The organism is Moorena producens PAL-8-15-08-1 (assembly GCF_001767235.1).
Lineage (GTDB): Bacteria > Cyanobacteriota > Cyanobacteriia > Cyanobacteriales > Coleofasciculaceae > Moorena > Moorena producens_A.
Genome location: NZ_CP017599.1, coordinates 3,169,168 through 3,193,207, shown reverse-complemented (window position 1 = coordinate 3,193,207; position 24,040 = coordinate 3,169,168). Strand labels below are relative to the sequence as shown.

Annotated in this window: 18 protein-coding genes, 16 tRNA genes and 1 pseudogene; 8 read left to right on the top strand and 27 right to left on the bottom strand. The window is 43.5% G+C overall.

Features of this window, described 5'->3' with window-relative positions; all coding sequences use genetic code 11:
* Nucleotides 1–180: 180 nt before the first annotated feature.
* A pseudogene (gene urtD, locus BJP34_RS50015) lies at nucleotides 181–918 on the bottom strand (urea ABC transporter ATP-binding protein UrtD); the annotation flags it as partial.
* Between the two features lie 39 nt (nucleotides 919–957).
* Entirely contained in the window at nucleotides 958–1,089 is a 132-nt protein-coding gene (locus BJP34_RS48715) for a hypothetical protein (RefSeq protein ID WP_267876543.1), read from the bottom strand.
* A 36-nt stretch (nucleotides 1,090–1,125) separates the two neighbouring features.
* Here BJP34_RS48715 and BJP34_RS45550 point away from each other — a divergent pair, with 36 nt between their 5' ends.
* Nucleotides 1,126–1,359, top strand: a complete 234-nt coding sequence (locus BJP34_RS45550) for a hypothetical protein (RefSeq protein ID WP_168166467.1) — start codon at nucleotides 1,126–1,128, stop codon at nucleotides 1,357–1,359.
* On the opposite strand, the gene urtC is transcribed toward BJP34_RS45550, so the two are convergent.
* From urtC to urtA, 4 genes are all read right to left on the bottom strand, one after another.
* Nucleotides 1,309–2,475, bottom strand: coding sequence for an urea ABC transporter permease subunit UrtC (gene urtC, locus BJP34_RS12070; protein WP_070392554.1), 1,167 nt, complete (start codon nucleotides 2,473–2,475; stop codon nucleotides 1,309–1,311). The two genes, BJP34_RS45550 and urtC, sit on opposite strands and share 51 nt — an antisense overlap.
* Nucleotides 2,459–2,644 carry a hypothetical protein gene (locus BJP34_RS39460; protein WP_149030929.1) on the bottom strand — a complete coding sequence of 62 codons (186 nt, stop codon included), beginning with the start codon at nucleotides 2,642–2,644 and terminating at the stop codon, nucleotides 2,459–2,461. Before BJP34_RS39460 ends, urtC begins: the two co-directional genes overlap by 17 nt.
* Nucleotides 2,645–2,815: 171 nt before the next feature.
* Nucleotides 2,816–3,985: an ABC transporter permease subunit gene (locus tag BJP34_RS12065; protein ID WP_070392553.1), complete on the bottom strand. Its 1,170-nt coding sequence runs from the start codon at nucleotides 3,983–3,985 to the stop codon at nucleotides 2,816–2,818.
* Between the two features lie 187 nt (nucleotides 3,986–4,172).
* The gene (gene urtA / locus BJP34_RS12060) at nucleotides 4,173–5,465 is read right to left on the bottom strand and encodes an urea ABC transporter substrate-binding protein (RefSeq protein WP_070392552.1); all 1,293 of its coding nucleotides are present in this window, start codon (nucleotides 5,463–5,465) and stop codon (nucleotides 4,173–4,175) included.
* A gap of 580 nt (nucleotides 5,466–6,045) precedes the next feature.
* Between urtA and BJP34_RS12055 the strand changes: the two genes are divergently transcribed.
* The 3 genes from BJP34_RS12055 to BJP34_RS43015 all read left to right on the top strand — a co-directional run bounded on the left by BJP34_RS12055 (nucleotide 6,046) and on the right by BJP34_RS43015 (nucleotide 10,064).
* On the top strand, nucleotides 6,046–7,788 hold the full coding sequence (locus tag BJP34_RS12055; protein ID WP_083305114.1) for a sensor histidine kinase: 1,743 nt from the start codon (nucleotides 6,046–6,048) through the stop codon (nucleotides 7,786–7,788).
* A 244-nt stretch (nucleotides 7,789–8,032) separates the two neighbouring features.
* Nucleotides 8,033–9,649 carry an iron uptake porin gene (locus tag BJP34_RS12050; protein ID WP_070392551.1) on the top strand — a complete coding sequence of 539 codons (1,617 nt, stop codon included), beginning with the start codon at nucleotides 8,033–8,035 and terminating at the stop codon, nucleotides 9,647–9,649.
* A gap of 238 nt (nucleotides 9,650–9,887) precedes the next feature.
* Nucleotides 9,888–10,064 (top strand): hypothetical protein, encoded by a 177-nt coding sequence (locus BJP34_RS43015; protein ID WP_158517149.1) that lies wholly within the window; start codon nucleotides 9,888–9,890, stop codon nucleotides 10,062–10,064.
* 779 nt (nucleotides 10,065–10,843) lie between these two features.
* Here BJP34_RS43015 and BJP34_RS12040 read toward each other — a convergent pair.
* Nucleotides 10,844–12,265 carry a GTP-binding protein gene (locus BJP34_RS12040; protein ID WP_083305113.1) on the bottom strand — a complete coding sequence of 474 codons (1,422 nt, stop codon included), beginning with the start codon at nucleotides 12,263–12,265 and terminating at the stop codon, nucleotides 10,844–10,846.
* Nucleotides 12,266–12,514: 249 nt separating this feature from the next.
* Between BJP34_RS12040 and BJP34_RS12035 the strand changes: the two genes are divergently transcribed.
* Entirely contained in the window at nucleotides 12,515–13,525 is a 1,011-nt protein-coding gene (locus tag BJP34_RS12035) for a PAS domain S-box protein (protein WP_070392549.1), read from the top strand.
* Between the two features lie 110 nt (nucleotides 13,526–13,635).
* Here BJP34_RS12035 and BJP34_RS12030 read toward each other — a convergent pair whose 3' ends face one another.
* The 13 genes from BJP34_RS12030 to BJP34_RS45545 form a co-directional block, all read right to left on the bottom strand.
* The gene (locus BJP34_RS12030; protein ID WP_070392548.1) at nucleotides 13,636–14,055 is read right to left on the bottom strand and encodes a hypothetical protein; all 420 of its coding nucleotides are present in this window, start codon (nucleotides 14,053–14,055) and stop codon (nucleotides 13,636–13,638) included.
* 446 nt (nucleotides 14,056–14,501) lie between these two features.
* Nucleotides 14,502–14,573, bottom strand: a tRNA-Lys gene (locus BJP34_RS12025).
* An 8-nt stretch (nucleotides 14,574–14,581) separates the two neighbouring features.
* Nucleotides 14,582–14,654 (bottom strand) — tRNA-Lys (locus tag BJP34_RS12020).
* Nucleotides 14,655–14,892: 238 nt separating this feature from the next.
* Nucleotides 14,893–14,966 (bottom strand) — tRNA-His (locus BJP34_RS39450).
* A 223-nt stretch (nucleotides 14,967–15,189) separates the two neighbouring features.
* The gene (locus BJP34_RS12015; protein WP_070392547.1) at nucleotides 15,190–15,666 is read right to left on the bottom strand and encodes an NADAR family protein; all 477 of its coding nucleotides are present in this window, start codon (nucleotides 15,664–15,666) and stop codon (nucleotides 15,190–15,192) included.
* 486 nt (nucleotides 15,667–16,152) lie between these two features.
* Nucleotides 16,153–16,222 (bottom strand) — tRNA-Gln (locus tag BJP34_RS12010).
* A gap of 54 nt (nucleotides 16,223–16,276) precedes the next feature.
* Nucleotides 16,277–16,903 (bottom strand): hypothetical protein, encoded by a 627-nt coding sequence (locus BJP34_RS12005; protein ID WP_229424327.1) that lies wholly within the window; start codon nucleotides 16,901–16,903, stop codon nucleotides 16,277–16,279.
* 437 nt (nucleotides 16,904–17,340) lie between these two features.
* Nucleotides 17,341–17,417 (bottom strand) — tRNA-Met (locus BJP34_RS39445).
* A gap of 2 nt (nucleotides 17,418–17,419) precedes the next feature.
* Nucleotides 17,420–17,493 (bottom strand) — tRNA-Leu (locus BJP34_RS12000).
* 86 nt (nucleotides 17,494–17,579) lie between these two features.
* Nucleotides 17,580–17,657 (bottom strand) — tRNA-Leu (locus tag BJP34_RS11995).
* 3 nt (nucleotides 17,658–17,660) lie between these two features.
* Nucleotides 17,661–17,734: transfer RNA gene (locus BJP34_RS11990), tRNA-Leu, on the bottom strand.
* 4 nt (nucleotides 17,735–17,738) lie between these two features.
* Nucleotides 17,739–17,812: transfer RNA gene (locus tag BJP34_RS11985), tRNA-Pro, on the bottom strand.
* Nucleotides 17,813–17,942: 130 nt separating this feature from the next.
* Nucleotides 17,943–18,119 (bottom strand): hypothetical protein, encoded by a 177-nt coding sequence (locus tag BJP34_RS45545; protein WP_168166505.1) that lies wholly within the window; start codon nucleotides 18,117–18,119, stop codon nucleotides 17,943–17,945.
* Nucleotides 18,120–18,182: 63 nt separating this feature from the next.
* On the opposite strand from BJP34_RS45545, the gene BJP34_RS11980 reads away from it, so the two are divergent.
* Nucleotides 18,183–19,517, top strand: coding sequence for an RNA-guided endonuclease InsQ/TnpB family protein (locus BJP34_RS11980; protein ID WP_070392545.1), 1,335 nt, complete (start codon nucleotides 18,183–18,185; stop codon nucleotides 19,515–19,517).
* A 359-nt stretch (nucleotides 19,518–19,876) separates the two neighbouring features.
* On the opposite strand, the gene BJP34_RS39440 is transcribed toward BJP34_RS11980, so the two are convergent.
* From BJP34_RS39440 to BJP34_RS11945, 7 genes are all read right to left on the bottom strand, one after another.
* Nucleotides 19,877–19,949: transfer RNA gene (locus BJP34_RS39440), tRNA-Gln, on the bottom strand.
* 27 nt (nucleotides 19,950–19,976) lie between these two features.
* Nucleotides 19,977–20,051, bottom strand: a tRNA-Phe gene (locus BJP34_RS11970).
* Nucleotides 20,052–20,082: 31 nt separating this feature from the next.
* Nucleotides 20,083–20,155, bottom strand: a tRNA-Asn gene (locus tag BJP34_RS11965).
* A 4-nt stretch (nucleotides 20,156–20,159) separates the two neighbouring features.
* Nucleotides 20,160–20,234: transfer RNA gene (locus tag BJP34_RS11960), tRNA-Glu, on the bottom strand.
* Between the two features lie 4 nt (nucleotides 20,235–20,238).
* Nucleotides 20,239–20,309, bottom strand: a tRNA-Trp gene (locus BJP34_RS11955).
* Nucleotides 20,310–20,313: 4 nt separating this feature from the next.
* Nucleotides 20,314–20,388 (bottom strand) — tRNA-Met (locus BJP34_RS11950).
* A 70-nt stretch (nucleotides 20,389–20,458) separates the two neighbouring features.
* Nucleotides 20,459–20,532 (bottom strand) — tRNA-Asp (locus BJP34_RS11945).
* Nucleotides 20,533–21,074: 542 nt separating this feature from the next.
* On the opposite strand from BJP34_RS11945, the gene BJP34_RS11940 reads away from it, so the two are divergent.
* Both BJP34_RS11940 and BJP34_RS11935 read left to right on the top strand, forming a co-directional pair.
* Nucleotides 21,075–21,818, top strand: a complete 744-nt coding sequence (locus tag BJP34_RS11940; RefSeq protein WP_070392543.1) for an urease accessory protein UreF — start codon at nucleotides 21,075–21,077, stop codon at nucleotides 21,816–21,818.
* A 948-nt stretch (nucleotides 21,819–22,766) separates the two neighbouring features.
* Nucleotides 22,767–24,029 (top strand): response regulator, encoded by a 1,263-nt coding sequence (locus BJP34_RS11935; RefSeq protein WP_070392542.1) that lies wholly within the window; start codon nucleotides 22,767–22,769, stop codon nucleotides 24,027–24,029.
* Nucleotides 24,030–24,040: the final 11 nt, after the last annotated feature.

The window sequence follows — 24,040 nt, the reverse complement described above, 5'->3', positions numbered from 1 at the left end:
AAGTGCTAAATAATTCTGTAACTCTTGTCGCAATTGTTGCTGTTGTTCTGCATCTGTCGCAAACACTTGGCTAAAGCGAGATATCATCACATTAACTTCTTCTGGTGCCAGATTACCATCAGACCAAGCCATAGCAGACACAATCCGTAGCATTTTCATTTGCTCTGCTGTAATCGATGGCTTTTGTCCTAAATACACTTCAATCACCCTGGGGTCATTTTGGACTTGATCCATTGTACCTTCACACAACACTGACCCCTGATGTAATACGGTTACTTGACTAGCAATCTGGCGTACGAATTCCATATCGTGTTCAATCACAATAATGGAATGACTCTTGGCTAGAGCTAACAGCAAATCTCCGACATTTTCTGTCTCTTCATCCGTTAAACCAGCCACCGGTTCATCTACTAGTAATAAATCAGGATACTGAGCCACTAACATCCCAATCTCTAACCGCTGTTTTTCTCCATGGGAGAGTAACTCGGCCAGTAAATTCGCTTTTTCCACTAAACCAATGGTTTGCAGCAAACCAGCTACTGTCCGTTTTTCCCCGGGTAATGTACGTCCAAACAGGGTGGAAAACACATTTTTATCACGATTGCAGGCTAAATCTAAATTTTCCCGAACCGTCAGATTTAGGTAGACTCGTGGTGTCTGAAATTTTCGACCAATGCCTAAGCGAGAGATTTGGTGTTCCGATAAGCCTCGCAAATCCTCTCCCTTAAACAACACCCGTCCCTCCGTTGGCTGTACTTTCCCAGTCACTACATCCAGAAACGTAGTTTTCCCAGCACCATTAGGACCAATCATCACTCGCAATTCCCCAGCATCCATACTAAAATTAAACTGGTTAATTGCTTTGAAGCCATCAAAACTTACGGTTAAGTTATCAATTTCAAGAATTTTTGAGTTCATTAGACGTTATCAATTGGGTTAGGTAAAAAGTCCTGGATTTTAGGGAGTAGGGAGTAGGGAGTAGGGAGTAGGGAGTAGGGAGTAGGGAGTAGGGAGTAGGGAGTAGGGAGTAGGGAGTAGGGAACAGGGAATAGGGAATAGGGAATAGGAAAAAAATCCTGTGGGGTGCATCTGATATTTCTAAACAAGAAGGGAAATTGAGGAAGTGTGGAGCATGGGCGCGGGGAGGCTTCCGACTCCCGACCCAAATGTAAAAAACTTACCCCTGTGAGCCCCTGCTCCCTGCTCCCTGCTCCCTGCTCCCTGCTCCCTGCTCCCTGCTCCCTGCTCCCTGCTCCCTGCTCCCTGCTCCCTTGTTCTCATAACCATACAATGGAAATGAAGACCAGCTTAACGACCAACCTCTTCTTTTTCCCGTTGGACTACCGGGTCTTTTTCTAAGCTGGGGTAAGTTGTTATCACTGGTTTTTCGGCACCAAAAAGCGATCGCATTTGTTCAATTCCCTCGTCTCGCAACCAGCCGACAATACCATTCGGCAGTACTGTCACTACAATTAGGAACAGCGCGCCCTGGAAAAATAGCCAAACTTCAGGAAATTGCTCACTCAACAAGGTTTGAGCTAGTCTGACTAATAAAGTACCCAGAATTGCTCCGACTAGAGTTGCTCGTCCTCCCACAGCCACCCAAATCACCATCTCAATGGAAAACGCTACTTCCATATAGCTGGGGGTAACAATCCCTGATTGTACGGTATATAGAGCTCCAGCCACTCCAGCGATGCCCCCAGAAACCGCAAATACCAGGACTTTGAATCCGGTAGGATCGTAGCCAGAGAAACGCACCCGATTCTCATCATCCCGTATGGCAATTAACAACCGACCAAAGCGTCCACTGGTTAACCAACGGGACAATAAGTAGATCACAACCACACACAGGATACTAATTTCGTAGAAAGCTAACTGAGCTTGTTTGGAACTTACTAACATCCCAAACAGGGTTTCGGTATCAGTTTTCAACCCGTTAGTACCATTAATTAGCTTTTGCTGTCCATTGAAAAAATTGAATAAAACCAGCAGTGCGGCTTGGGTTAAAATCGAGAAATAAACCCCTTTAATCCGGTTACGAAATACCAGATAACCCAGCAATCCAGCCACGATACTGGGAATTAAAACAATAGCAATTAGGGTGAAAGGAAACGAATAAAATGGCTGCCAGAAAAATGGGAGTTCCTTTACCCCATAGAGGGTGAAGAATTCCGGTATTTCTCCTTCTGGTAATTGCAGTTTGAGGTGCATAGCAAAGGCATAGCCCCCCAACGCAAAAAATATACCATGTCCTAGACTCAGCAGTCCGGTATATCCCCAAATCAGGTCAATCCCTATCGCGACAATAGATAATGACAAAAAACGCCCCAACAGCTTGAGGCGAAAATCCGGCAAAATCGCTGGCATTAATAACGCGAAAACTAGAGCAATTCCTACGATTGCTACTATTTCTATAATTAACTTTCGTCGCCGCTGCTTTTTAATGGCTTTTGTTCTAGATACATACGTCATAATTTATGAAAATAACAACTATAGCAGTTATCAATTTGGTGAGGTACGTTAGAAAAGGGAACAGGGAACAGGGAACAGGGAACAGGGAGTAGGGAATCGGGAGTAGGGAGTAGGGAGTAGGGAGTAGAGAATTCAGAACAGGGAACAGGGAATAGAAAAAAAATCTCATTACTATTAGTAACACTATATAATAATAGCGTTTGTATTTGAGATGTAAACCTGTATGGTTTTTTATTGGACAATAAAACTCCGGAGCTATTTCCCCTCTTGCTAGCATGCCTCTTGCCTCTTGCCTCTTGCCTCTTGCCTTTGAGTTATGTTCACAACCCAGATACAAAACCTATAATTCTGCCGTGCGTCCTTTTTGTGGGAATATTCCTGAAGGTCTCACTTGTAAAAAGGTAATAATTAAAGCGAAGACCATAACTTTTGCCATACTAGTAGTTGCAAAAAAGGTAAAGAAGTCCGTTACCGGTTTAAGGAACTCTACTGGCATCAACATAAAGGCTATGCTTCCAGAACCAATCAGATAGGTAAGTGTACCAATTGCTAGGGCGGCTAAAATGCTTCCCAGTAAGTTTCCGACACCGCCAACCACCACCACCATAAAGGTATCGACGATATAATTTTGACCAGTATTGGGACCGACAGAACCTAGTAATGTAATCGCACAACCTGCTACACCAGCTAAACCAGAACCTAGGGCAAATGTTAACGCATCTACCGTTTGTGTTGGGATACCTAAGCAAGCACTCATATTGCGATTTTGGGTAACCGCTCGAATCCGCAATCCCCAACTGGAGCGATTTAAAAACCAGTAGGTTCCCAATAGACAAATAATCGTCAAAATAATGATAAAGATCCGGGCATAGGGCAATTGGAAGTTACCAATCGGAAATCCCCCTTGAAGCCATGCTGGTGGAGTCACGTCTACATTTCTGGCACTAAACCAAGGTCGAGTAATTCCCCGTTGACCGGTTTGTCCTAACAACACCCCGGTTACGATGGCAATTCCTAGAGATAAGAATACCATCAAAGCCATCGCCCAATTGCGAATTCTCTGCCAATCTAAACGACGGCTTATCACCCACCTTGACCCAAAAAACAGTAGGCAAAATACCCCAATCCCAATCACCAATACCCAATTTACACTGCGGACAAACTGCCGCAATATCAAACTTACCCCCCAAGTAGCGAGAAGAGTTTCCAACGGTCGTCCATATAGATAACGAATGACCCCCCTCTCTAATACCAGTCCTACCAATGCTGCCACCAGAAAAGCCATGGGCAGGGCAAAAAAGATATAGACATTAAACAACGAATCGCCCAAAAAGGCTTTAAAGGTATTTTGGACAACATAGGTTGTATAAGCGCCCAACATCATTAACTCGCCGTGAGCAAGATTAATCACGCCCATCAGTCCAAAGACAACAGCTAGTCCTAGGGCAGCAATCAGTAGCACTGAGCCAATACTAATCCCGTTAAAAATTCCTTCTAAAAGTGGCAGCACAATTTAATAATTAACTCTGAATTATGAAGGATAAATTATGAATTATTTAGGATGAATTATGAATGGTTAAAACTACTTAATTTTTCTGTTTTTGAAGTTTACATTAAGCACTCAACACTCAACTAACAAAACTCGATTTTAAATGCTAAGTAGTTTACTTCATAGGTCATAATTCATCCTTGATAATTTATGCTTTCTCCTTTTTGTACTTTCCTCCCTTATTGGGATCGCTCCAGTCACACCCATACCCTTTCGTTTCTGCTACATATTGATTCCAGGGGATGGGAGAAACTGGTTTAGGTGTGGATGAGACAATTTTGAACTGACCATCGGCTTGGATTTCACCAATGCGCACTGTCTTGGAAATGTGATGATTCGGATACATCTCTACTGGTCCTTCTGGTGCGTTAAATTTTTGACCGATAGCAGCTTTGCGCACAGGCTCTAGGTCAGTAGTTCCAGCTTGCTCTACCGCCTGCTTCCATAGGTAAACCATAATGTAAGCGGCTTCCATGGGGTCGTTGGTTACCCGGTCTTCGCCATACTCCGCTTTGAAGGCTTCCACAAACTGCTTATTGTCGAGGCTATCGACAGATTGGAAATAGTTCCAGGCGGCATACTGACCAATTAGAAATTCTGGACCAATCTGCCGGACTTCCTCTTCCGCAATACTCACGGACATCGTGGGATATTTGTCTGGAGTCAGTCCAGCACCCTTGAGTTGTTTGAAGAAGGCGACATTACTATCCCCGTTGAGACTGTTGAAGATTACGCCACCATTTGGTAGGGCGGCTTTAATCTTAGAAATGATCGGGGTAACTTCTGTATTACCAAGGGGAAGGTAATCCTCGCCCACGGTCTCTCCACCCAGGGCTTTGAGTTGCTCCTTAATAATCGTGTTAGCGGTGCGAGGGAAAACATAATCCGAGCCCACTAAGAAAAACTTTTTGCCCTTGTTTTTCAGCAACCACTCTACCGCTGGCTCAATCTGCTGATTTGGTGCAGCACCTGTGTAGAAAATATTCTTGGAACATTCCTGCCCTTCGTACTGCACAGGATACCAAAGCATATGGTCTTTGGATTCAAACACTGGTAGCACAGCCTTACGGCTAGCGGATGTCCAGCAGCCAAAAATAGTAACGACTTGATCCTTATCAATCAGTTTGGCAGCTTTTTCAGCAAAGGTTGGCCAGTCAGACGCACCATCCTCAACAATAGGCACAATTTTCTTGCCTAATACCCCCCCAGCTTCATTAATCTCCTTGATAGCAAGCTTTTCAGCTTCCACCACAGTGGTCTCACTAATTGCCATGGTGCCAGTCAGGGAGTGGAGAATACCCACTTTGATGGTATCTTCCCCACCAGCACTAGCATCTGAACTAGCCGTGGGGCTATCAGCGCAAGCCTTCAACAGAAGACTGGTTCCCAATGCCGCCGAGCTATAAAGCAGAAATTTACGTCGTCCTAATCCACTTACCATACTTTCGTACCATCCTCTACCAAATTTGGCTGTAGCCTCATTGAAAAAATTGCGAAGCTAGGGTGTGATATTAGACCTAGGATGGCAAGTAAACTGTTAATTAGGATACAAAAAACCTAAACTTTCGAGCAGTTCATGAAAAATCAACATTTTTTAAAATTTTTTAACATTTTTTTGGATCAGATCTACCCATGGTGAGCACTATCTATTCACATTCTGTTAATGAACTCTTTACAGTCTGGATAAGCAAAACCTCCCTTACAAAAGCAAGAGAGAGCAAGCGAAGCCAGTATCTGTTACTATGGTTAAATAACGTCGAAAAAAGCATATTTTTGCCTAAAAATAGCATGTGGCAGCCATTAGGCATCATCTATTCAAGCTTTATTGCTCAACTTATAAACTTACGGTTGTCTTGTAACTCAGTGTACAGATTGACAATTAGGTGCGCTTTCCGTAGGCGAATTAAATTCGCGCTTTGGTGGGCGCCCACCTTCGGGTCCCACCTTCGGGTCGCACCTAAGGTTGGTGTATTAATAAACACGCTTCGACTCATCGGCTAACATTTGGCGAGATTTAAGCTTTGTCAGGGGAGAATTTCCAAGGATTTCACACTGGATGTCACCTTAACTCAGGGGCATCCAGAATCAGCTGGATCAATCAATTCCTAGCCAGTGCGAGCATTCGGCAGAAAGTTTTTGTGGGCTATGCACTCTCCATTGGTTTGGCAATTTTGGGAACAACGACTGGATTAGGGATTGGCCAGCATTACCAAAAGGCAGCACTAGCTGAACTCACTCGTGCCCAAAAACAAGAACATCTGCTGAAGAATTTACAAATCGCGATTTTAGACTTACGTTCCTATCCCTACCCTTTTGCTGTTACCTTGAGAGACCTACAGCTGGTTCAAGAGAAAATTGACCAAGCTCAGCAACTGCTTTTGGAACGGGAAGGGTTTGTCAGAGAGTTTGAGACCTGTGCTCATATTAATACCAATCAGTTACTGGATTTACTGAAGACCTACAGGATCATTATTGATTCCTACAACACTCTCATTCAATCCCTGTTGTTAGGTGCGCTCTTACGTGGCGAATTAGATTCGCCACCGGTCGCACCTGATGATCAGCTTAAACTCGCCCAAACCCAACTGTTGCCACAGAACAATCCTGAATTAACCACTGCCCTAGAACGCTTTTTTGAGAAGTCAGACCAGTTGATTAGAGCAGCTCAAGTCAAACAGCAGCAAGGGTTGAGCGCCCTTAACCGTGCTGATCAGTTGTGCTTTGGGATCATCCTCAGCAGTATGATTGCCTCAGTTGCGATCGCAATCCTATTAGCTATTCATACCAGTAATGCGATCGCACAGCGAATCAAAAGTCTGACTCAGATCACCGAACAGGTCAAACAGGAGTCTAACTTTACCCTGCAAGCACCAGTCACCACCCGAGATGAAGTGGGTGTCTTAGCAAAATCACTCAATCAGCTGATTCATGGTATGGCTGACTACACCCAGGAACTCCAGCAAACGGAAATCCAGCTGATTCAAAACGAAAAAATGTCCAGTTTGGGTACGATGGTCGCTGGTATTGCCCATGAAATGAACAATCCGATTAACTTTATCTACGGCAATCTGTTCTTTGCCAGCGATTATATTGAGGATTTACTCTCTCTGGTGGAACTCTATCAGCAGTATTATCCCAACCCTGACCCAGAGATTAAAAATCGGCTCGAAGAGATTGATCTGGAATTTTTGGCCCAAGACTTGCCTAAAATCATCGCTTCCATGAAAGGGGGAGCTGAGCGCATTCGTGAAATTGTGCTTTCGATGAGGAATTTTTCCCGATTGGATGAAGCCGATCTCAAACCGGTTAACATCCATGAAGGAATTGACAATACCCTCGTTCTGCTCAGCAACCGCCTCAAGCCAGGGATTGAGCTGATCAAGCACTATGGGGATTTACCTTTGGTGGATTGCTATCCAGCTCAACTGAATCAGGTATTTTTGAGTATCTTGGAAAATGCCCTTGATGCTATAGAACACAAGAGTGTCGAATCTTGCCCATCCCCAGTCTTCACCATTCGGATTCAAACGGAGCTAGTTGACCAAAACTGGATAGTTATCCGAATCGCTGACAATGGCCCTGGGATTGCCGCAGCCATTAAAGACCGGATATTTGACCCATTTTTCACTACCAAAGACCCAGGCCAGGGAACTGGCTTGGGTCTCGCCATTAGCTACCAAATTATTACCCAGCATCGGGGGAAAATTGAGGTGGCTTCAGAACCAGGTCAGGGAGCCGAGTTTGTAATTAGTTTGCCAAAATAAAATCTGACCTAACCCATTAGCTGATACCTGACGGCACCTCAAGCAGCGTGCGCGTAGCGCATATGCTTACAAGTAAAGAATTGCTATTAGTTATAGGGTTTGCTGGGCAGCTTGGCCTAAGTCCTGACAGCGTACTGTCACAAGTCAACTATATAAGTAATTTTTTGTATCAAAGACTACAAACACCTGGTCAGAGCTTTGTTACTTTCATCCATTAGACTGATGACAGGTGTGAGTGAGAAGAATGAATAAACAATTACGCGCGATGTTGCTGATGAGTCCATTGATGTTGGTATCCCAATGGGCAGCATCCAAGGTCGCGATCGCACAAGAGGTTTCACCAAACCTTGACCCAGTAAACCTGGGGGAAATACCTGCACAAACAAAGCAGGTGTCGGTTGATAAACTGATCAAACAGAGTAAACAAGACTCAGCTTCCATGGGTCAAGTCACCAGTGTTTCCCAACTGCGTGATGTATCTCCTGGAGACTGGGCTTATGAAGCGCTACGCAGTTTGGTAGAGCGCTACGGTTGTATTGCAGGATATCCCAATCGCACGTTTCGCGGGAATCGCGCCACAACCCGGTATGAATTTGCCGCTGGTTTAAATGCTTGCTTGAACCAGATTGAGCGTTTAATTGCTGCGTCTACCGCAGATTTTATCACTCGTGAAGACTTAGAAACCCTGCAACGGCTGATTCAGGAGTTTGAATCAGAATTGGCTACTCTCGGTGCACGAGTAGATAACTTAGAAGGACGGGTGGCATTTTTAGAAGACCATCAGTTTTCTACCACCACCAAGCTAGAAGGGGAAGTGGTCTTCTCTATTGCCAACGCCTTTGGTGAAGACAGTGACAACCAAGTCGTGTTTCAAGACCGGGTACGTTTAGCGTTTGTCTCCAGCTTCACCGGTAAAGATGCCCTCTACACCCGTCTGGATGCCGGTAATGCAGCTACCTTTGATGGCACAGACCAAGGTGCCTTTACTTACAGCTTCGACAGCGGTAACGACCTGGGTATTGGTTGGCTAGCCTACTACTTCCCGATTGGGGATAATATTGATGTTTATCTCCCAGCTGCCTTTCCCCTTTGGCAAGATTTCGTCCCCACCCTCAGCCCCTACCTGGATGACTTCACTGGCGCTAGCGGTGTTCTTTCCAGCTATGCTGAATCTAGCCCCATCTATAAAATTGGTTTAGGCGCAGGTGGTGGACTAGGCATCAACTTTAGCCTCGCCGATGCGGTAGTATTGAGTGCAGGTTACTTTGGTGGCAATTCCTTTGATCCCTCTGAAGGTCAGGGTTTATTCAATGGTGAGTTTTCTGCCTTAGGTCAGTTAACATTTTCCCCTAGCGACAGCTTTCAGTTAGCCTTCACCTACGTTCGTGCCTACTTCAATGACTTTGATGATGGCAACGCTATCTTTGATACAGGTGTGGGAACTGAAAACTCCAGGGCACCCTTTGGTGATGGAGCAGATGTCACTGCCAACACTAACTCCTACGGCGTAGAAGCCTCTTTTCGATTCTCTCCCAATTTAGTAATTAATGCCTATGGCGGCTACACCGATGCTGAACAAGCTTCTGGTGGCAACGGTGATGCTGAGATTTGGTACTACGGTCTAGGATTGGCATTACCAGACTTTGGCAAAGAAGGTAACTTACTTGGTATAGTTGCCGGTTCTGAGCCTTATGTTGGTGGTGATGATGATACCGCCATTCATCTTGAAGGCTTCTACAAGTATCAGTTAAATGATAATATCTCGATTACTCCCGGATTAATCTGGATTGCTGCTCCCTTTGGAGACAGTGATAACGAGGATGTCTTCATTGGTGCTCTGAGAACTACCTTCAAATTCTAAGACTTGATCCCAAGTCCGGTTAATCACTTCTAATACTGTAGAGCCCATGGCTGTGACTTGAAAATTGACAATTGAAAATTGAAAATTGAAAATGATCAACTTTCAAGTCACGAAAAGCCAAGACTTATAAGAAGTTAACCGGGCTCCCTATCAGCACATTATTGGTAAGCATATGCGCGTAGCGCATATGCTGACAACGTGACTATTTCTTTGATTCCATTGATCACGAAGGGGTCAGATGGCAGGACAAGGAAAAGGTATCCAGCCTGGTGATTACCTGATTCTGCGGCATCGCTCTAATAATTTTCGCTATCCCATTGATATCGACGTTAACAACTCTCCTGAAAAGTACCAATTATTTTCCTTTACCCAAAAACATCCTACAACAGGCTGTGTCAGAATAGTCATTGATTGAACTAAAGACTGATATAGATTTTGATTACTTTGAGGAAATGGTTGGCTATAGTATAGGATAAAACTATAAAATCTATTTTAAAAAAAACTTTTATAACAAACTGAACAAAGAATTGATATCTATGAACTAGGAGTTTTATTGATTAAATTCAAATATCAATCTTATTTTAAATCCAAAAATTAACAAAACAAAAAACTATCAAATTTGTTACCGGTAAAATGTAGGTTTATCTATATGGCAATATTACCAAATTTTATCTAGAATTATTAGTTAAAACTTTTCAAATAGGAATGACCTGGAAAAACCGCCTATTATTTGGTTTATCTGCCATTAAATCAGCCATTACTCTTATGGTAAAATATAAGAGTAATGGTTCATAGTTCATTGCAACAGTACTAATGAACACTAATGAACCATGGACAATTAACCATAGATAATTAACCAGCCCACAACCCCCATAAAAATCGGTTTGGAACACTAACCGATGGTCTAGCTCAAGACATAGACAAGTTTCACGTCTGAGGGTGACAAATTTGCAGGCTGCTGAGTGTCTGGTTGTGTCAGGTTTGCAATTAGGTGAAGCAATAAAGTGAGCATGGCGGCTTGAATTAGTCTTTGGAACATGAGTGTTCTCCTGAATCCCGATTGGCTGGCAGTGATTTTTCTCTCTTGAATATCTACTGAATATCTACACATGCCCAATCTACGACTCCGGTAAAAAACTTGCCAGGTGTAAAATTTAGGTAAAATTAGGGAAAAGGTTAAGGAATTAAGTTTTATCACTCTCCTAGCTGTCTTTCCAATTCTTGCCGCAGACGAAAAACAATAGTGTCTGGCTCCACCCGGTCTAGAATTTCTTTAATGACGGTACTTGCTCCTAGTGGTCCGAAAGAGCAACCTTGTTCGAGATAAACCTGTGCCGCTTGACCAACAGCATAAGCCCCATAACCCGCAATTCCAGCTTGGGTAATTGCTGCCCCAGCAAAGGCACCCAAGCCACTCGGACCGATAACTACTGATGCACTCTTACCTACACCAAAAAGCACACTGGTACCCAGTTCACCTAGCAGTAAGCCTCCAGAACTGATCAAAATCTTTTGCCATAGCTTACCTGCTTCATAGCTAGTCATGGGTAGACCATACAGCCGCGCTAGAGAACGAATCATCACCAAGTCAGTCACAGTACCCCCTAAAACATCTAAAATTCCAATCGGATTGAGGGCGACTGCTAGTGCTTTGTACTTGGCAAACTGCCAGATTAAGTCTTCTGCTTCCGTTTTGTGTAACTCAATGGCTTTTTTGGCAATAGTATTCTGAGCATTGCGGGCTTGAAATAGAGCGTTGAGGGCTAAAAGTGATCGCCCTTCTCGGTTAAGTAGACTGAAAATTTTCTGTTTAAGCTGATCCACATTCGGAGGTGGAGTTTCCCATTCATAGGTCACTCTACCATCAGGCCACTCCACCCGTACTTCCATAGAAGCTGGTTCTGCTGCCACTAGAACAATCTCATCCGCTGACAACATCTTTTGTAAACGCCGATCCTTGGGACTACCGGTACCGAGTTGTTGCAACTGTTGATAAATTGCCTCCCGGTCTTGTTCTGGATAGAGGTCAATTTTGTTAAATACCAAGATTAGAGGCTTTTGGCTTTGCCGCAGTTCACAAAGAGCTTGATATTCAGTGCGAGTGATATCACCAGCCACCACAAATAAAATTAAATCGGCTTGGGATACCACCTCCCGCGCCATCTGCGCCTTGACTTCCCCATGGATTTCGTCCAATCCTGGCGTATCAATTAACTCCAAGAGGACTTCACTGTCGGAGCTAGGTGTCCACTGTACTGACTTCGGCCATTGAGTGACACCGTGAATCGGACCAGTTTTAAGAATTTTTTGTCCCACCAAAGCATTAATTACCGCTGACTTACCACGACTAACCAAACCAAAAGCGGCAATGCGAATCAATCCTTGGTCAAGTTTGTCTAGGCTAGACTGCAAAACCTCTAATTCAGTTTGCAGCAAGGCTTGCATTTCCACATCAGCAGGATTCCCCTGGGACCGATGAAAATTGCTGTACCAGGACAAGGCTTGCTGTAAACTGGCACGAGTGCGGTTGAAGAGATTGTTCTGCTGGTTGTTGGTACCATAGGATGTTTGATTACCAGCAGCTGGTTTAGATTGGGAAGAGCGAGGATAACTCAAGGTTAAATAGGGAAAGACGAGTTACAGTTACTATTTTGACCTAACCGTTGATGAGAAAATACCCATTATCCGATCGCAATTACCTGATACCAAGTTGCAGTCAAAGAATAAACAAAAAGGAATTGGGAAGAGCGGAAAATTCCCCCAAGTCCTCCTGATCCCATAGGTAAATTAAACGTCAGAAACGCAACTTGCTATAAGCCTGTAGACTAATGTGGGATTGGCGCAGGCTGATTGATGGAGGTAACTATGAGTGATCTGAATAAATCTAAACAACAGCTGATTCAGGAATTGAAAGCACTGCGCCGACAAGTGGATCAACTTAAAGCTACACGAATTGTCTTCAGTGCTCAACATCAGCTATTTAAAACCTATGGCACCATAATGCAAACAGCCTCTGGCTCCCTGATGCTTAGAGCTTTGTTACAAGATATACTCCACGTTGCTGGTCGCCTCACTAAGGCAGAGGAGAGTAGCCTGTTTTTACTCAATACTGATGGTGTGGTCACTGAGAGTATTCTAGCTCGCGGTGCAACCCTCCCACGATATAAAAAGCAGATCATTGGTCAGGTTCTAGACCAAGGTTTAGCTGGTTGGGTTAGCCGCCATCGCGAAGTTGGGCTGATAAAGGACACTATCGATGATGACCGCTGGCTTACCTTACCTGATCAGCCCTATCAAGTACGCTCAGTATTAGCTGTACCTATTCTCAGGGGTAAGAGGTTATTAGGCATTATCACCCTAATGCATTCCCAGGCGGGACACTTTGGCTCTAAATCTGCCCGTTTAATGGAAATGACTGCTGAGTCCATGGCTTTGATCTTAGAGAATGCTCAACTCCACAGTCAACAACAACAGCTAGGGCAACAGTCTCCTCAGAAATCTCCAGTTTTATCCCCAACAAATAAGCTCACTGAGAGTTCAGATAATTTCTCTTCTCTGGGAATTTACATAATTTATAGTAAAGGTAATTTTCTATATGTTAATCCCAAAATGGCCGAAATTTTTGGCTATTCCTTTGGTGAACTTATTTCTCGGCAATCTTTACTACAAGTGGTGGCAGAAGACAAGCGTAAATTTGTGGATGATCGAATAACTCATTGTCTTCAGGGTCAGGGTAAAAATCTCTACTTTACCTTTCCTGGTAAGTGTAAAGATGGCAGCAGGATTAACGTAGAAATTTATGGTTCCCGAACTAAATTATACGGTAAGTTAGTAATCATTGGAGCTTTGCGAAGACTTAATCATTTAAGCGGTTAGGTTCTATGGTGTATTCTCTAGTGTGTTGGGTATAGGGATACTATTGCCATGATATCTAGTCATCGCCAGTTTTAAAAAAATAGGTTTTATAAAAATTATGGATAGTGTCTCTAATTCTTTGATAGTTTACGGCTGATTCGCTTAATATTTCTGGAACGGCTAGCAATGGTAGCTTTCCCTTTACCAATTTGTACAAATACTTTACCAGAAAAAAGATTGCTGAGGGCTGGGCGTTGGTAAACTACAAAATCTTCTAGCTTTGATGTTTCCTCAAACCCCATCTCGGTCAGAGCATCCTGGAGAGCAGCGCTAAAAACTTTCTTACTCTTGAATTCTAGGGATACTGTAACGGTTCGATTGAAGTAGGTACCTAATAAACCACCAATTAAGCCAAAAATTACACCAACACTATAGGGCATCCCTGTCACCAGACTTAGCCTCAAAACTTGCGAGGAAAATACAGTGGTAATGAGGGTTGTGCAGGTGAAGTAGTACAAAAATGTTATTAATAAACCGGGACCAAGCTGCATAGAAATTTCCTGTGATATTATAACTATACATTTGCCATTAGTTTAAGACATTTTGAATCTGTTTTAACTGTTTTTTCCTCTAGCGTTCGCTTTTAGCGGAAGCTTTGCTTCATCGCGCTCTGCTGACTATCTTCATCGTCCCAAAGAGGTAAATCTCGGTCTCTATCCAGGGATAGATGATGAAATTGCTGGGGTAGTGGAGAGAGTAACATACCTTCGTCTAGCTGATCAACTGCTTCACAGGGATTGATCAGGTTAGCGATCGCTCTTAGCGGAAGCTGAGGCCGTAGGCCACGCTACGCGAACGCTTCATCGCGTGTAAATCCGTTTCACCTGCCTAGGGGCCCATGGTCAATGGTTCCGCTAAAAGCTAATAGTTAAATACCTGTTTGTCAAAGATACTGATTCTGCGGTTTAAATGGGTCAATTATTGGGTGAATTATCAATGGGCGGTATAGGAGTCGAACCTATCTAGTACGGATTAAAAATCCGTTGCACAGCCGCTATGCCAACCACCCAGATTCTATGGGAATGACAGGAATCGAACCTGCAACAATTCGGTTAAGAGCCGATTGCTCTGCCAATTGAGCTACATTCCCATCACAAAAGGAAAACCCCTCTGGGTCGAGTTGAACGACCACAGCTAACATTAGGAGTGTCAGTGCCAGTGCCTCGCTTTTCGGCTTCTGATGGCTAGAGGAAGATGGAGGAATCGAACCCCTACAACATCGCTGCCGTACCACGGTTTTCAAGACCGATTGCCGTCCACTCGGCGGCATCTTCCTTAAGGTGCGCTTGACCCATTAAGAATTAAATTCGCCACGGGTCGCACCTAAGGGTGTCTGACGGGACTTGAACCCGTTATGACTGGTTCCACAAACCAGCGCCGCGACCACTTTGGCTTCAGACACCACGTTGTTTAAAACAATACAAATTCCTAATTATTAGACTTCTTGCAGAAAAGGGAACAGCGGATCTGGGAATAGGGAACAGTGGACAAGAATTGACGCAAACAGTATCATAAAAATACTTTTGCAAGATTGTTCATAACATCAAAACTTTTTGGATCTCTTTCCTACTACTCCCTGCTCCCTGCTCCCTGCTCCCTTTTTCTATAAATCCTCTGTTCACAACTCAAATAAAAATGCTATCGTTAACATCAAGTTGCTTGTCACGCAATATTGCCCTAACTGTCATTAAAATCTCTCCTAGCTTGTTTTTACCACTACCATCAGCACCACAACCCCAGTAATAATCTATGGGTGAATTCTCAACAATTAGCTGATCACCTGTAGCAAGTAGTAACTGGCGAAGATCACCATGGGTTTCAAATTTTCGTAACACTCCTCGCTGCATAATCTCATCTTTGACTTTTTCCCAATCATCACGAAGGGGATGAGAGCGATCCCGTCCCATTTTTGCTGCTTCCTTTGGTGTTTTTGCGTTACGGATTTTGTCATACCAAGAGGAATCAGTAGTCACAAATTTTTGGGCTTGGAAGAAATGCTCACTAGTCGCCCACCACAATTCATCTAGCTCAAAGCCATGTCGGGAGAAGTTGGAAAAACAACCATAGGGTTTTTGGCGAGTACCGTAAAAATAGATTGTCATATAGTATTTTTATTTCAATTGTGAATATACTCCCTTAATGAAAGGCAAGAGGCAAGAGGCAAGAGGCAAGAGGCAAGAGGCAAGAGGCAATAGACAAGATTTAATCAAGTATAGAAAGATTTTGGGTAATATAAAAAACGATATTTTTTTGATAATTGATTTATTCTTGCTATAATCGTTGCTGACTAATGAGACTAGCAAATTTGCGTTGCTGAATTAAGTAATGATCTCAAGTATAGTTGGGTTAGTTCCCGATTCCCGATTCCCGATTCCCGATTCCCGATTCCCGATTGATACCCATTGTTTAAAAAGGTGAGAATGCTGACCACTCAGCCAGGTGGAAACCTCAAGGTTTTATGGAACCTACAACCATAGTCCCTGGATTTTATCGATGGTTTAATTTTATGGTTTGAAAGTTGACAAGCTAAGGTTTGATGATTGAGGTTTAAGGGTTAACCGTTAACCTTTGACCTTTAAATTTATCCGAAGATGGAGTCGGATTTGAACCAACACTTCATGAACCAAAATCATGTGCCCTACCATGAGCTATCCATCTTACTTAAAAACCATAAATTTAGAGATTTTCGAGTGACCAGCACCTATCACTATTTTAATCGGGAATTTCGATCATTGTCCTGGCATTGCTAATCGAGAGTACTCGATCAACTGTTGACTTGAACTGTTCAATAAAGGTTTGTCGTCTTTCAAGCTCTTCAGCCAGGTTAGTGGGATCGAGTAGTTCAACCCCTTCTCTAGCTAGAAAGCTATCTGCCAAGGATTGATACTTCTGTGAACCAACCGATGCATTCTGTCCTAGCACTTCCAGAGCTAGTTTATCAAGTCTTTCTTTGACTCGTGCTTGTGCCATCTTATACTGATTCAGGGTTTTAGTATAAGCTGACTGCATAGTACCGATAACTGCTTCATAATACATGATAAACATCTTCATCTCAATGGCTTCTGCCACAGTCATCTCTTGGTCAGCAATCGTAACCATTGTAGAAGCATTGGATAAGACAATTACTCTCTTGATCGTCCGCCGTCTGGCAATCAAGGCATCCACTTTTTGCAAAGCCGCTTTAGCTTTTATCTCATAATCTTCTCGTGATTTGAAGCCTGTTGGCACTTGACCGACTTCAACCACAGAAATTAAGGTGTTGTTGTCCAAAGCTGCTCTGGCTGAGTCAATGCGCTTTTGCAGCAAGGTTAACTCTGCTAGAGCATCTGTGACAGTCATAGTTGTCATTTTACCCTCCTTATCTCTTCATTTGTATCTCCTAGCTAATCACTTGTCAACCATGCTGTTAGTTAACTTAGAAAGTAGTTTTATTTTATTATTGATATAACAAGGTAAAAGGGAACAGGGAACAGGGAACAGGGAACAGTACTAAAGAGCTCAGTTGTTTTTAATCCTGAATAATTATCAAGATTTTTATTGATGTAATTATCAATATTAAATTTAGGAAAATCGTTACTTTTTATTGGTTATTTGGTACTTGACAATTTTAAATTTACGAACTCCTTTCAATGATAAGTATTCAACCAGAGATGATAAGCTGATGTGCATTTAAATTGGTTATTCCCCGTTCCCTATTCCCTGTTCCCTGTTCCCTTTGAACAATTTAGGTATCCCAATCTAAATGCTGAACAGCTTATGACATCATGCCTGCAAATTGGTGGCAGGGGTGAGAGTTGCACTCACTGATTTCCAGGGTATGAACCTGGCGAGCCTACTCTTGCTCCATCCCTGCGATACCCCTGACTGGATTTGAACCAGCAACACCTAGGTTCTAAGCCTAGAGCCTCTGCCAATTGGGCTACAGGGGTTTGGATCCGAGGGGCAGGATTTGCGCCTATGACCAATTGACTGTTACTCAACTGGACTAAACCAAACTGCGCCACATCTGGATAATTGGTACTCCCGACAGGATTTGAACCTGTAAAAAACTAGAATCTCGGTCTAGTGCGTCTACCAATTGCGCCACGGGAGCGTATACCCCTGGCAGGATTTGAACCTGCAATACACTCGTTCTGGGGGAGTGATGTCTACCAATTCCATCACAGGGGTAAAGTCGGGGTGACAGGATTTGAACCTGCGACATCTTGCTCCCAAAGCAAGCGCGCTACCAAACTGCGCCACACCCCGTTAGTACTCCTGGTGGGAGTCGAACCCACAACTGACCGTTTTTAAAACAAAGAACTAACAAGCGAGAGTTAGCCACCCAATAAATTGGGTGGGCGTGGAGCGAACCGGGATTTATCCCGGTGTTCGCGTCCTAAGGGATTCGTTTCGTCCTTGCTAATACTTCCAGAAATTCCGAAAGGCTTAATCCAGATTCTTTAGCCATTTTTTTGAGTTTATCCCAGCCTTCTCGGGTTACCGAGACACTATACGACCTTTTTCGCTCCCCATGAATACTTGGTCTTCCTTTTTTGATGATTTGTTTTGACATTTACTTGACCCCTCATTTATTGCGGTATACAATTAAGTTAACGCAGCAAAAGGTCGATGCAAAATGTACGGTTGCCAGCAACATCTGATAACTACGACGCCTGAGAACAAAGCAGTTATAGAGTTCATCTGCTCGGAGGCTAACAAGCTAACTAATTGCGGCCTCTATTATTGTCGTCAAATGCTGTTCAAGGCCGGTAAGTATCTGAACAATGCGGAACTGGACAAAATAATGAAAACCAATGTCCACTTCAAAGCATTAAGATCCGCTTGCGCTCAACAGACACTACACTCAGTAGTTGAGTCTTTTAAATCTTATAAGGCTCTCAAAAATTTATACACTAAGGGACAATTAACTGATAAGCCTAGAATTCCAAAGTACCGCAAGAAAGGAGGATTAGCTGTAGTCAGTTATCCTGCTCGCTGGGTAAAACTGGTAAAAGGTCAACTCAAGTTCACTTTAGGAAAGCAGGTTAAAGCTTGGTTTGGAGTTGATCACTTCCTGCTGCCAATGCCATCAAATATCGATTTCAAATCAATTAAGGAATATCGATTTGTCCCCAGAAACGGTTGTTTCTATCTGGAATTTGTATACGAAAGACCGAACCCTGATCAAGTAGCGCCATCGGATAAGGTTTTAGGAATAGACCCAGGTCTTAATAACTGGCTGACTTGTGTCTCTAATACGAGAAAATCTTTTATAATAGACGGCAGAAAAGTCAAATCGCAGAATCAGTGGTACAACAAGCGTGTTGCTGCGATAAAGAAAGGAAAAACTCAGGACTATTGGGATAACCAATTAGCCTCTCTAACCGAAAAGCGTAACAGGCAGATGCGCGACAATGTAAATAAGGCGGCTAGATTTGTTGTTAACTGGTGTATAAGAAATCAAATCAGCACAGTCGTTTTCGGCTGGAATAAACGGAACAAAGACGGCATTAATATCGGAAAAAAGAACAATCAGCAGTTTGTACAAATCCCTACTGCTAAATTAAAAAATCGAATCGAGCAACTATGCATTGAATACGGCATTAAATTTGTTGAGACCGAAGAGAGTTACACCAGTAAGGCTAGTTTTTTAGATCAAGACTTCCTACCTGTGCTCGGCGCGAAACCTGTTCGCGTAGCGTGCGCCAAAGCGCAGGGGTGGGAACCATCTGGAAAAAGAGTAAAGCGTGGACAATATCTGTCAAGTAAAGGTAATTTGATTAACGCCGATTGCAATGGGGCTGGTAACATCCTCAGAAAAGTAGAGACACAGCTAGGGTTTCCCCTAGCCGAGGTCTGTAGAGCAGTTTTGAACCTGCCACAACGATACAGATTAGACTCTTTATCTAAATCGTATCGTGAAGCAACTTCACGGAGCGCGGTTTTAACCCGCGAAGTGAAATCAGCTTAGAATCCCTGTGTTTTCAAACCAGGGAGAGTTCAAGGTCGCCTCTGCCAATTGAGCTACAGGAGCATAATTTGATACCAAGTTGCTATTAAAAGTTATTTGGGTTGAAGGTGGTTTGGTTGAAGGTGGTTTGGTTGAAGGTGGTTTGGTTGAAGGTTGAAGGTGGTTTGGTTGAAGGTTGAAGGTGGTTTGGTTGAAGGTTGAAGGTGCTTTGGTTGAAGGTTGAAGGTGCTTTGGTTGAAGCTTACAACCGGTTAACCTTCAACTGCTTAACCTTCAACCAGTTAACCTTCAACCCCTTAACTTTCAACCCCTTAACCTTCAACCCCTTAACTTTCAACCCCTTAACCTTCAACAATAGAATGCCGGAGTTGGACTCGAACCAACCTCTCCGTGATTCAGAGTCACGGCGACTTGCCAATCGTCCATCCGGCATTTAGCACTTGCAATAGCAAGTGACAGTCCCCCAAGGTCGGCATCGAACCGACGACCTCTCGCTTTTCAGGCGAGCGCTCTACCCAACTGAGCTACCGGGGGATACAAAGGAGAAAAATGAAACCGCTCCTGACTGCCCTGGCAGGGATGGAACCCGCGACCATCGAGTTAACAGCTCGCTGCTCTTCCAACTGAGCTACAGGGCATTGATCGTGCCGACGGGGTTCGAACCCGCAATCACCTGCTTGAAAGGCACGCGGCTTAACCAAATTTGCCTACGGCACGGGAGCGCGGAGACTGAGATTTGAACTCAGATCAACGGTTTTGGAGACCGTCATGTTGCCAGTTACACCATCTCCGTATGTGGTCGCAGCGGCGGGACTCGAACCCGCACTCTCCTGGTTATGAGCCAGGTGCTCTACCGTTGAGCTACGCTGCTAGGTCACTGATTGGAGTCACTGATTGGAGCAGGATTTGCACCTGCAACCGATAAAAGCGACTGCAAAGAGCGAGGCTGACGGGAATCGAACCCGCGACTTCCTGTTCGACAGACAGGCGCTCTGACCATCTGAGCTACAGCCCCAGGACTTGAGCAGTTTATCCGTTGGAGTTTAGATCAATCTTTTAGATAAATCTCTGGGTTTACTCTGTGGGGAATCAACCCTTGGGTCCATCCCCACGTGATGAGCAAACACAGTTATATCCAAACATGAATCAAAAGGTATGTTACATATTTAGTTGTCAAGGTTCCGTGTAAGCTTTGGGATTCGAGCTTTTTGACTCTTTCCTGTCCGCTATGTTTATATACTACAAAAATACTACAAGCGGTGTCAAGGGTTTGGGCAAACTTTTTTTGGAAATTTTTAGGACTTATGTGGATAGCCGCCAAAAACCATATATGTATGGTTTTTATATAAGTTTAGACACTATATGTATAGTTAGGTGGGTAAGTCCTAACTGCTAGAGGAGCAAAGGATGGTTTAACCGATTTAAGGTGTTTGATATTAATACAAGTAGCAAAAGCTGTTGTAGTGAACTTTTGCCTTTTGCCTCTTGCCAATGCCATTGCCCGTAGCACTATATGATCTACAGACAGTGCAATAGGACAATGAGCAACAAGCAAGAATGCATTTAGATCCCCTAGTCCCTAATTCTTTGTTGAATCTTTTGCAACTGGCTAGTCCCGTACTACCAGTGGGTGCTTACGGCTATTCTGAGGGTTTGGAAACGTTAGTTGATATTGGTGTGATTCACAACCAGACTACTCTGCACCAGTGGCTAGAGCATCAACTGTGCTATGGAGCCATTCGATTAGAAGCTTATGTTATGGTGCGAGCTTACGAAAATTATGGCAAAGGGGATTTAGAGGGTTTGAACTACTGGAATGCTTGGGTAAGTGCTGCTAAGGAAACTTCTGAATTGCGATCGCAAAGTTGGCAGATGGGTAACTCGTTGATGCGGTTACTGCTGGATTTGCACCCACCCAGTGAAACCATTGTCGAGACGACCGATCTAACCTCTGAACAAAATGTCATTTCTCTACAAGATGTAGCATCAGCTGTGGGTAAACCCTGTAATTATGCGATCGCGTTTGGGATTGGGGCTGCTAACTGGCAGATTGACATTACAGCCACAGTCTTAGGTTACTTACATAGCTGGGCATCTAATGTGATCGGTGCTGGCGTCAAATTGATTCCCCTTGGTCAAACCGTTGGTCAACAGCTACTGCTAGGACTCAACCATAGACTTACTCTGAGCACCCAAGATGTTTTAACTTTGACGGATGAAAAATTAAGTAGTTGTGGTTGGGGATTAGCCTTAGCAAGTATGGCTCACGAAACTCAGTACACACGATTATTTCGTAGTTAATTCTTTTTAAAATTAATAATCATTTGTAAGCATTCAGAACTCAGCGGTCAGTGGTCAGCTTATTTTATTCAAAAGCTGTTCGGTGTAGGGTGACCATAGGCCAATGGCACCTCAAGTAGCGTGCGCTTAGTGCATTAGCTGAATGCTTATAATCCTTTTTTAAAAGATTAATCAAGTTAGCTGGATTTTTTGGCTGATGTTACCGAGATATGCCACATTTGCATGTTATAAAAGTATAGCGTTTGTATTTGAGATGTAAACCTTAATGGTCTTTTTTGATTGGACAATAAAACTCCGTATCTCTTGCCCCTTTTGCCTTTTGCCTCTTGCCTGCATGCTTTTTTTGCAAGAAGTCTGTTTACAACCTATTTAAAAACCCTATATACTACGACAATTAGCGTATTTTAATAATTAGCCGAATTTTAATGCTAATATAGAGTTATAATTAAGGCAGCAAAAATTTCGTTAAGTTTCGGGTAATTTTAGTTAAATTACCCTTCTTAATTAAGGTAAAGTTAAGCAAATTCAGGTACTAATTTACCTTCAGTTCGACTAACCGAGTTTTGCTGATGGTTAGTGAAACTCGATCATGGTGCATCTCTACAACCCTGGCTTGACGTGTCTGTTAAAATTACCAGTTTGGTGCATTTCACCAAAACCATAACTTACGCAAAACTGGGTAAAAAACCCTATAATTTGTAACAAATATACAACTGGCGTAAGTTCTGAAAACTATACACAATATCAGGATTAACAATTATAGCTATTAGGTATCTAGGTATCTCGCTATCTAGGTATCTAGGTATTAGGGAAAACACGGGTACTTGACAAAAGTATTGCTAACCGAGGCGCTAGCAAACTAGGATTGTTACTTGTTAAGTATTTATTGTTGTTAATTGTTAGTTAGTTACTAATTAGTGGGATTGCTATCTATTCATACAGACACCAATGACGACTCACAAAGTATTGACCACCGACAAACTGGCGCAACAGATTCAAGCTTGCGCAACGGAGCAATTGACTGGTCGGTTAGAGATTGAAGATCCCCACGATCAGCAGTGGAGTCTTTCTTTCCACTTGGGTCGTTTGACTGGGGGTGCTAGTAAGATGCATCCGATTCGCCGTTGGTGTCGGCAGTTGTCTGTACACTGCCCAGAACTATCAGCATTTCCTGTGTGTCAGGGGTCCTCGGCTCAGCCGGTGTATTGGGATTACCCATCTCTAGCAGAACTAGTCAGACAGGGGAAAATACCACTGAGACAGATGCGGTCGGTTGTTGCTGACAACTGTACGGAAATACTCTTCGATATCATCCAACGGCAGGAACAACTCCGCTGTGGTTCATCAGAGCAACTAACTTACAGGCAGATTCCTCAAGAGACTATTGATTCAAGGTTTGATTCAAGGTTTGATTCAAGGTTTGATTCAAGGTTTGATTCAAGGTTGGTAGTAATTCGAGCTGATCAAATTTGGCAACAGGCTTGGCAGGCTTGGGAGCCTTGGCAACAGGCTGGTTTGGTAAATATTTCCCCTTCTTTGGCTCCGGTGATCTGGGATGCTGACAAATTGCGACAGCAGACTTCATTACTGGCCTACCACAACCTAACTACCTTAGTGGATGGCGATCGCACTTTAAGGGATTTAGCTGTGAGCGTCAAACAGAATCTTTTGGCTGTGACCCAATCAATCATGCCCTATATCCGAGTACAGGTGATGGGTTTGATCTGTGTTGGAGACTTCCGCTGTGATACTCACTTTAATCAAGCCACTAATCCTCAGCCAGAAACTACCGGAACCAAAGGACCAGTAATGACATTACCAGCTAGTCCCTTGGTAGTTTATATCGAAGACAGCCAAATCGATCGGCTGACCATGAGTCAAATTCTTGCCAATGCTGGCTATCGATTTATCAATGTTCGAGACCCGATCAAAGCCTTGCCGACCTTGCTAAAGCACAAACCACAGCTGATCTTCTTGGATTTGGTGATGCCGGTTTTAAATGGGTATGAAATTTGTGCACAAATTCGTCGGGTTTCAGTGTTTCAAGACACCCCAGTGATTATGGTCACCAGTAATGACGGAATTGTAGACCGAGTGCGGGCAAAGATGGTCGGTTCTACGGACTTTTTAGCAAAGCCTATTACTCGGTCAAAGGTATTGACAATTCTACAGAGCCATCTTGGGGTTAGTCGTAATATCCTGTCCGGTTGAATAGTTAGTTT

What these genes read in the sequence shown, in the direction of transcription:
- BJP34_RS11980 (WP_070392545.1), top strand. Translation starts at nt 18,183, where the DNA reads ATGTACGGTTGCCAGCAACATCTGATAACTACGACGCCTGAGAACAAA.
- urtA (WP_070392552.1), bottom strand. Translation starts at nt 5,465, where the DNA reads ATGGTAAGTGGATTAGGACGACGTAAATTTCTGCTTTATAGCTCGGCG.
- BJP34_RS12015 (WP_070392547.1), bottom strand. Translation starts at nt 15,666, where the DNA reads ATGACAATCTATTTTTACGGTACTCGCCAAAAACCCTATGGTTGTTTT.
- BJP34_RS12030 (WP_070392548.1), bottom strand. Translation starts at nt 14,055, where the DNA reads ATGCAGCTTGGTCCCGGTTTATTAATAACATTTTTGTACTACTTCACC.
- BJP34_RS12005 (WP_229424327.1), bottom strand. Translation starts at nt 16,903, where the DNA reads ATGACTGTCACAGATGCTCTAGCAGAGTTAACCTTGCTGCAAAAGCGC.
- BJP34_RS11935 (WP_070392542.1), top strand. Translation starts at nt 22,767, where the DNA reads ATGACGACTCACAAAGTATTGACCACCGACAAACTGGCGCAACAGATT.
- BJP34_RS48715 (WP_267876543.1), bottom strand. Translation starts at nt 1,089, where the DNA reads ATGCACCCCACAGGATTTTTTTCCTATTCCCTATTCCCTATTCCCTGT.
- BJP34_RS39460 (WP_149030929.1), bottom strand. Translation starts at nt 2,644, where the DNA reads ATGAGATTTTTTTTCTATTCCCTGTTCCCTGTTCTGAATTCTCTACTC.
- urtC (WP_070392554.1), bottom strand. Translation starts at nt 2,475, where the DNA reads ATGACGTATGTATCTAGAACAAAAGCCATTAAAAAGCAGCGGCGACGA.
- BJP34_RS12050 (WP_070392551.1), top strand. Translation starts at nt 8,033, where the DNA reads ATGAATAAACAATTACGCGCGATGTTGCTGATGAGTCCATTGATGTTG.
- BJP34_RS12035 (WP_070392549.1), top strand. Translation starts at nt 12,515, where the DNA reads ATGAGTGATCTGAATAAATCTAAACAACAGCTGATTCAGGAATTGAAA.
- BJP34_RS45545 (WP_168166505.1), bottom strand. Translation starts at nt 18,119, where the DNA reads ATGTCAAAACAAATCATCAAAAAAGGAAGACCAAGTATTCATGGGGAG.
- BJP34_RS11940 (WP_070392543.1), top strand. Translation starts at nt 21,075, where the DNA reads ATGCATTTAGATCCCCTAGTCCCTAATTCTTTGTTGAATCTTTTGCAA.
- BJP34_RS43015 (WP_158517149.1), top strand. Translation starts at nt 9,888, where the DNA reads ATGGCAGGACAAGGAAAAGGTATCCAGCCTGGTGATTACCTGATTCTG.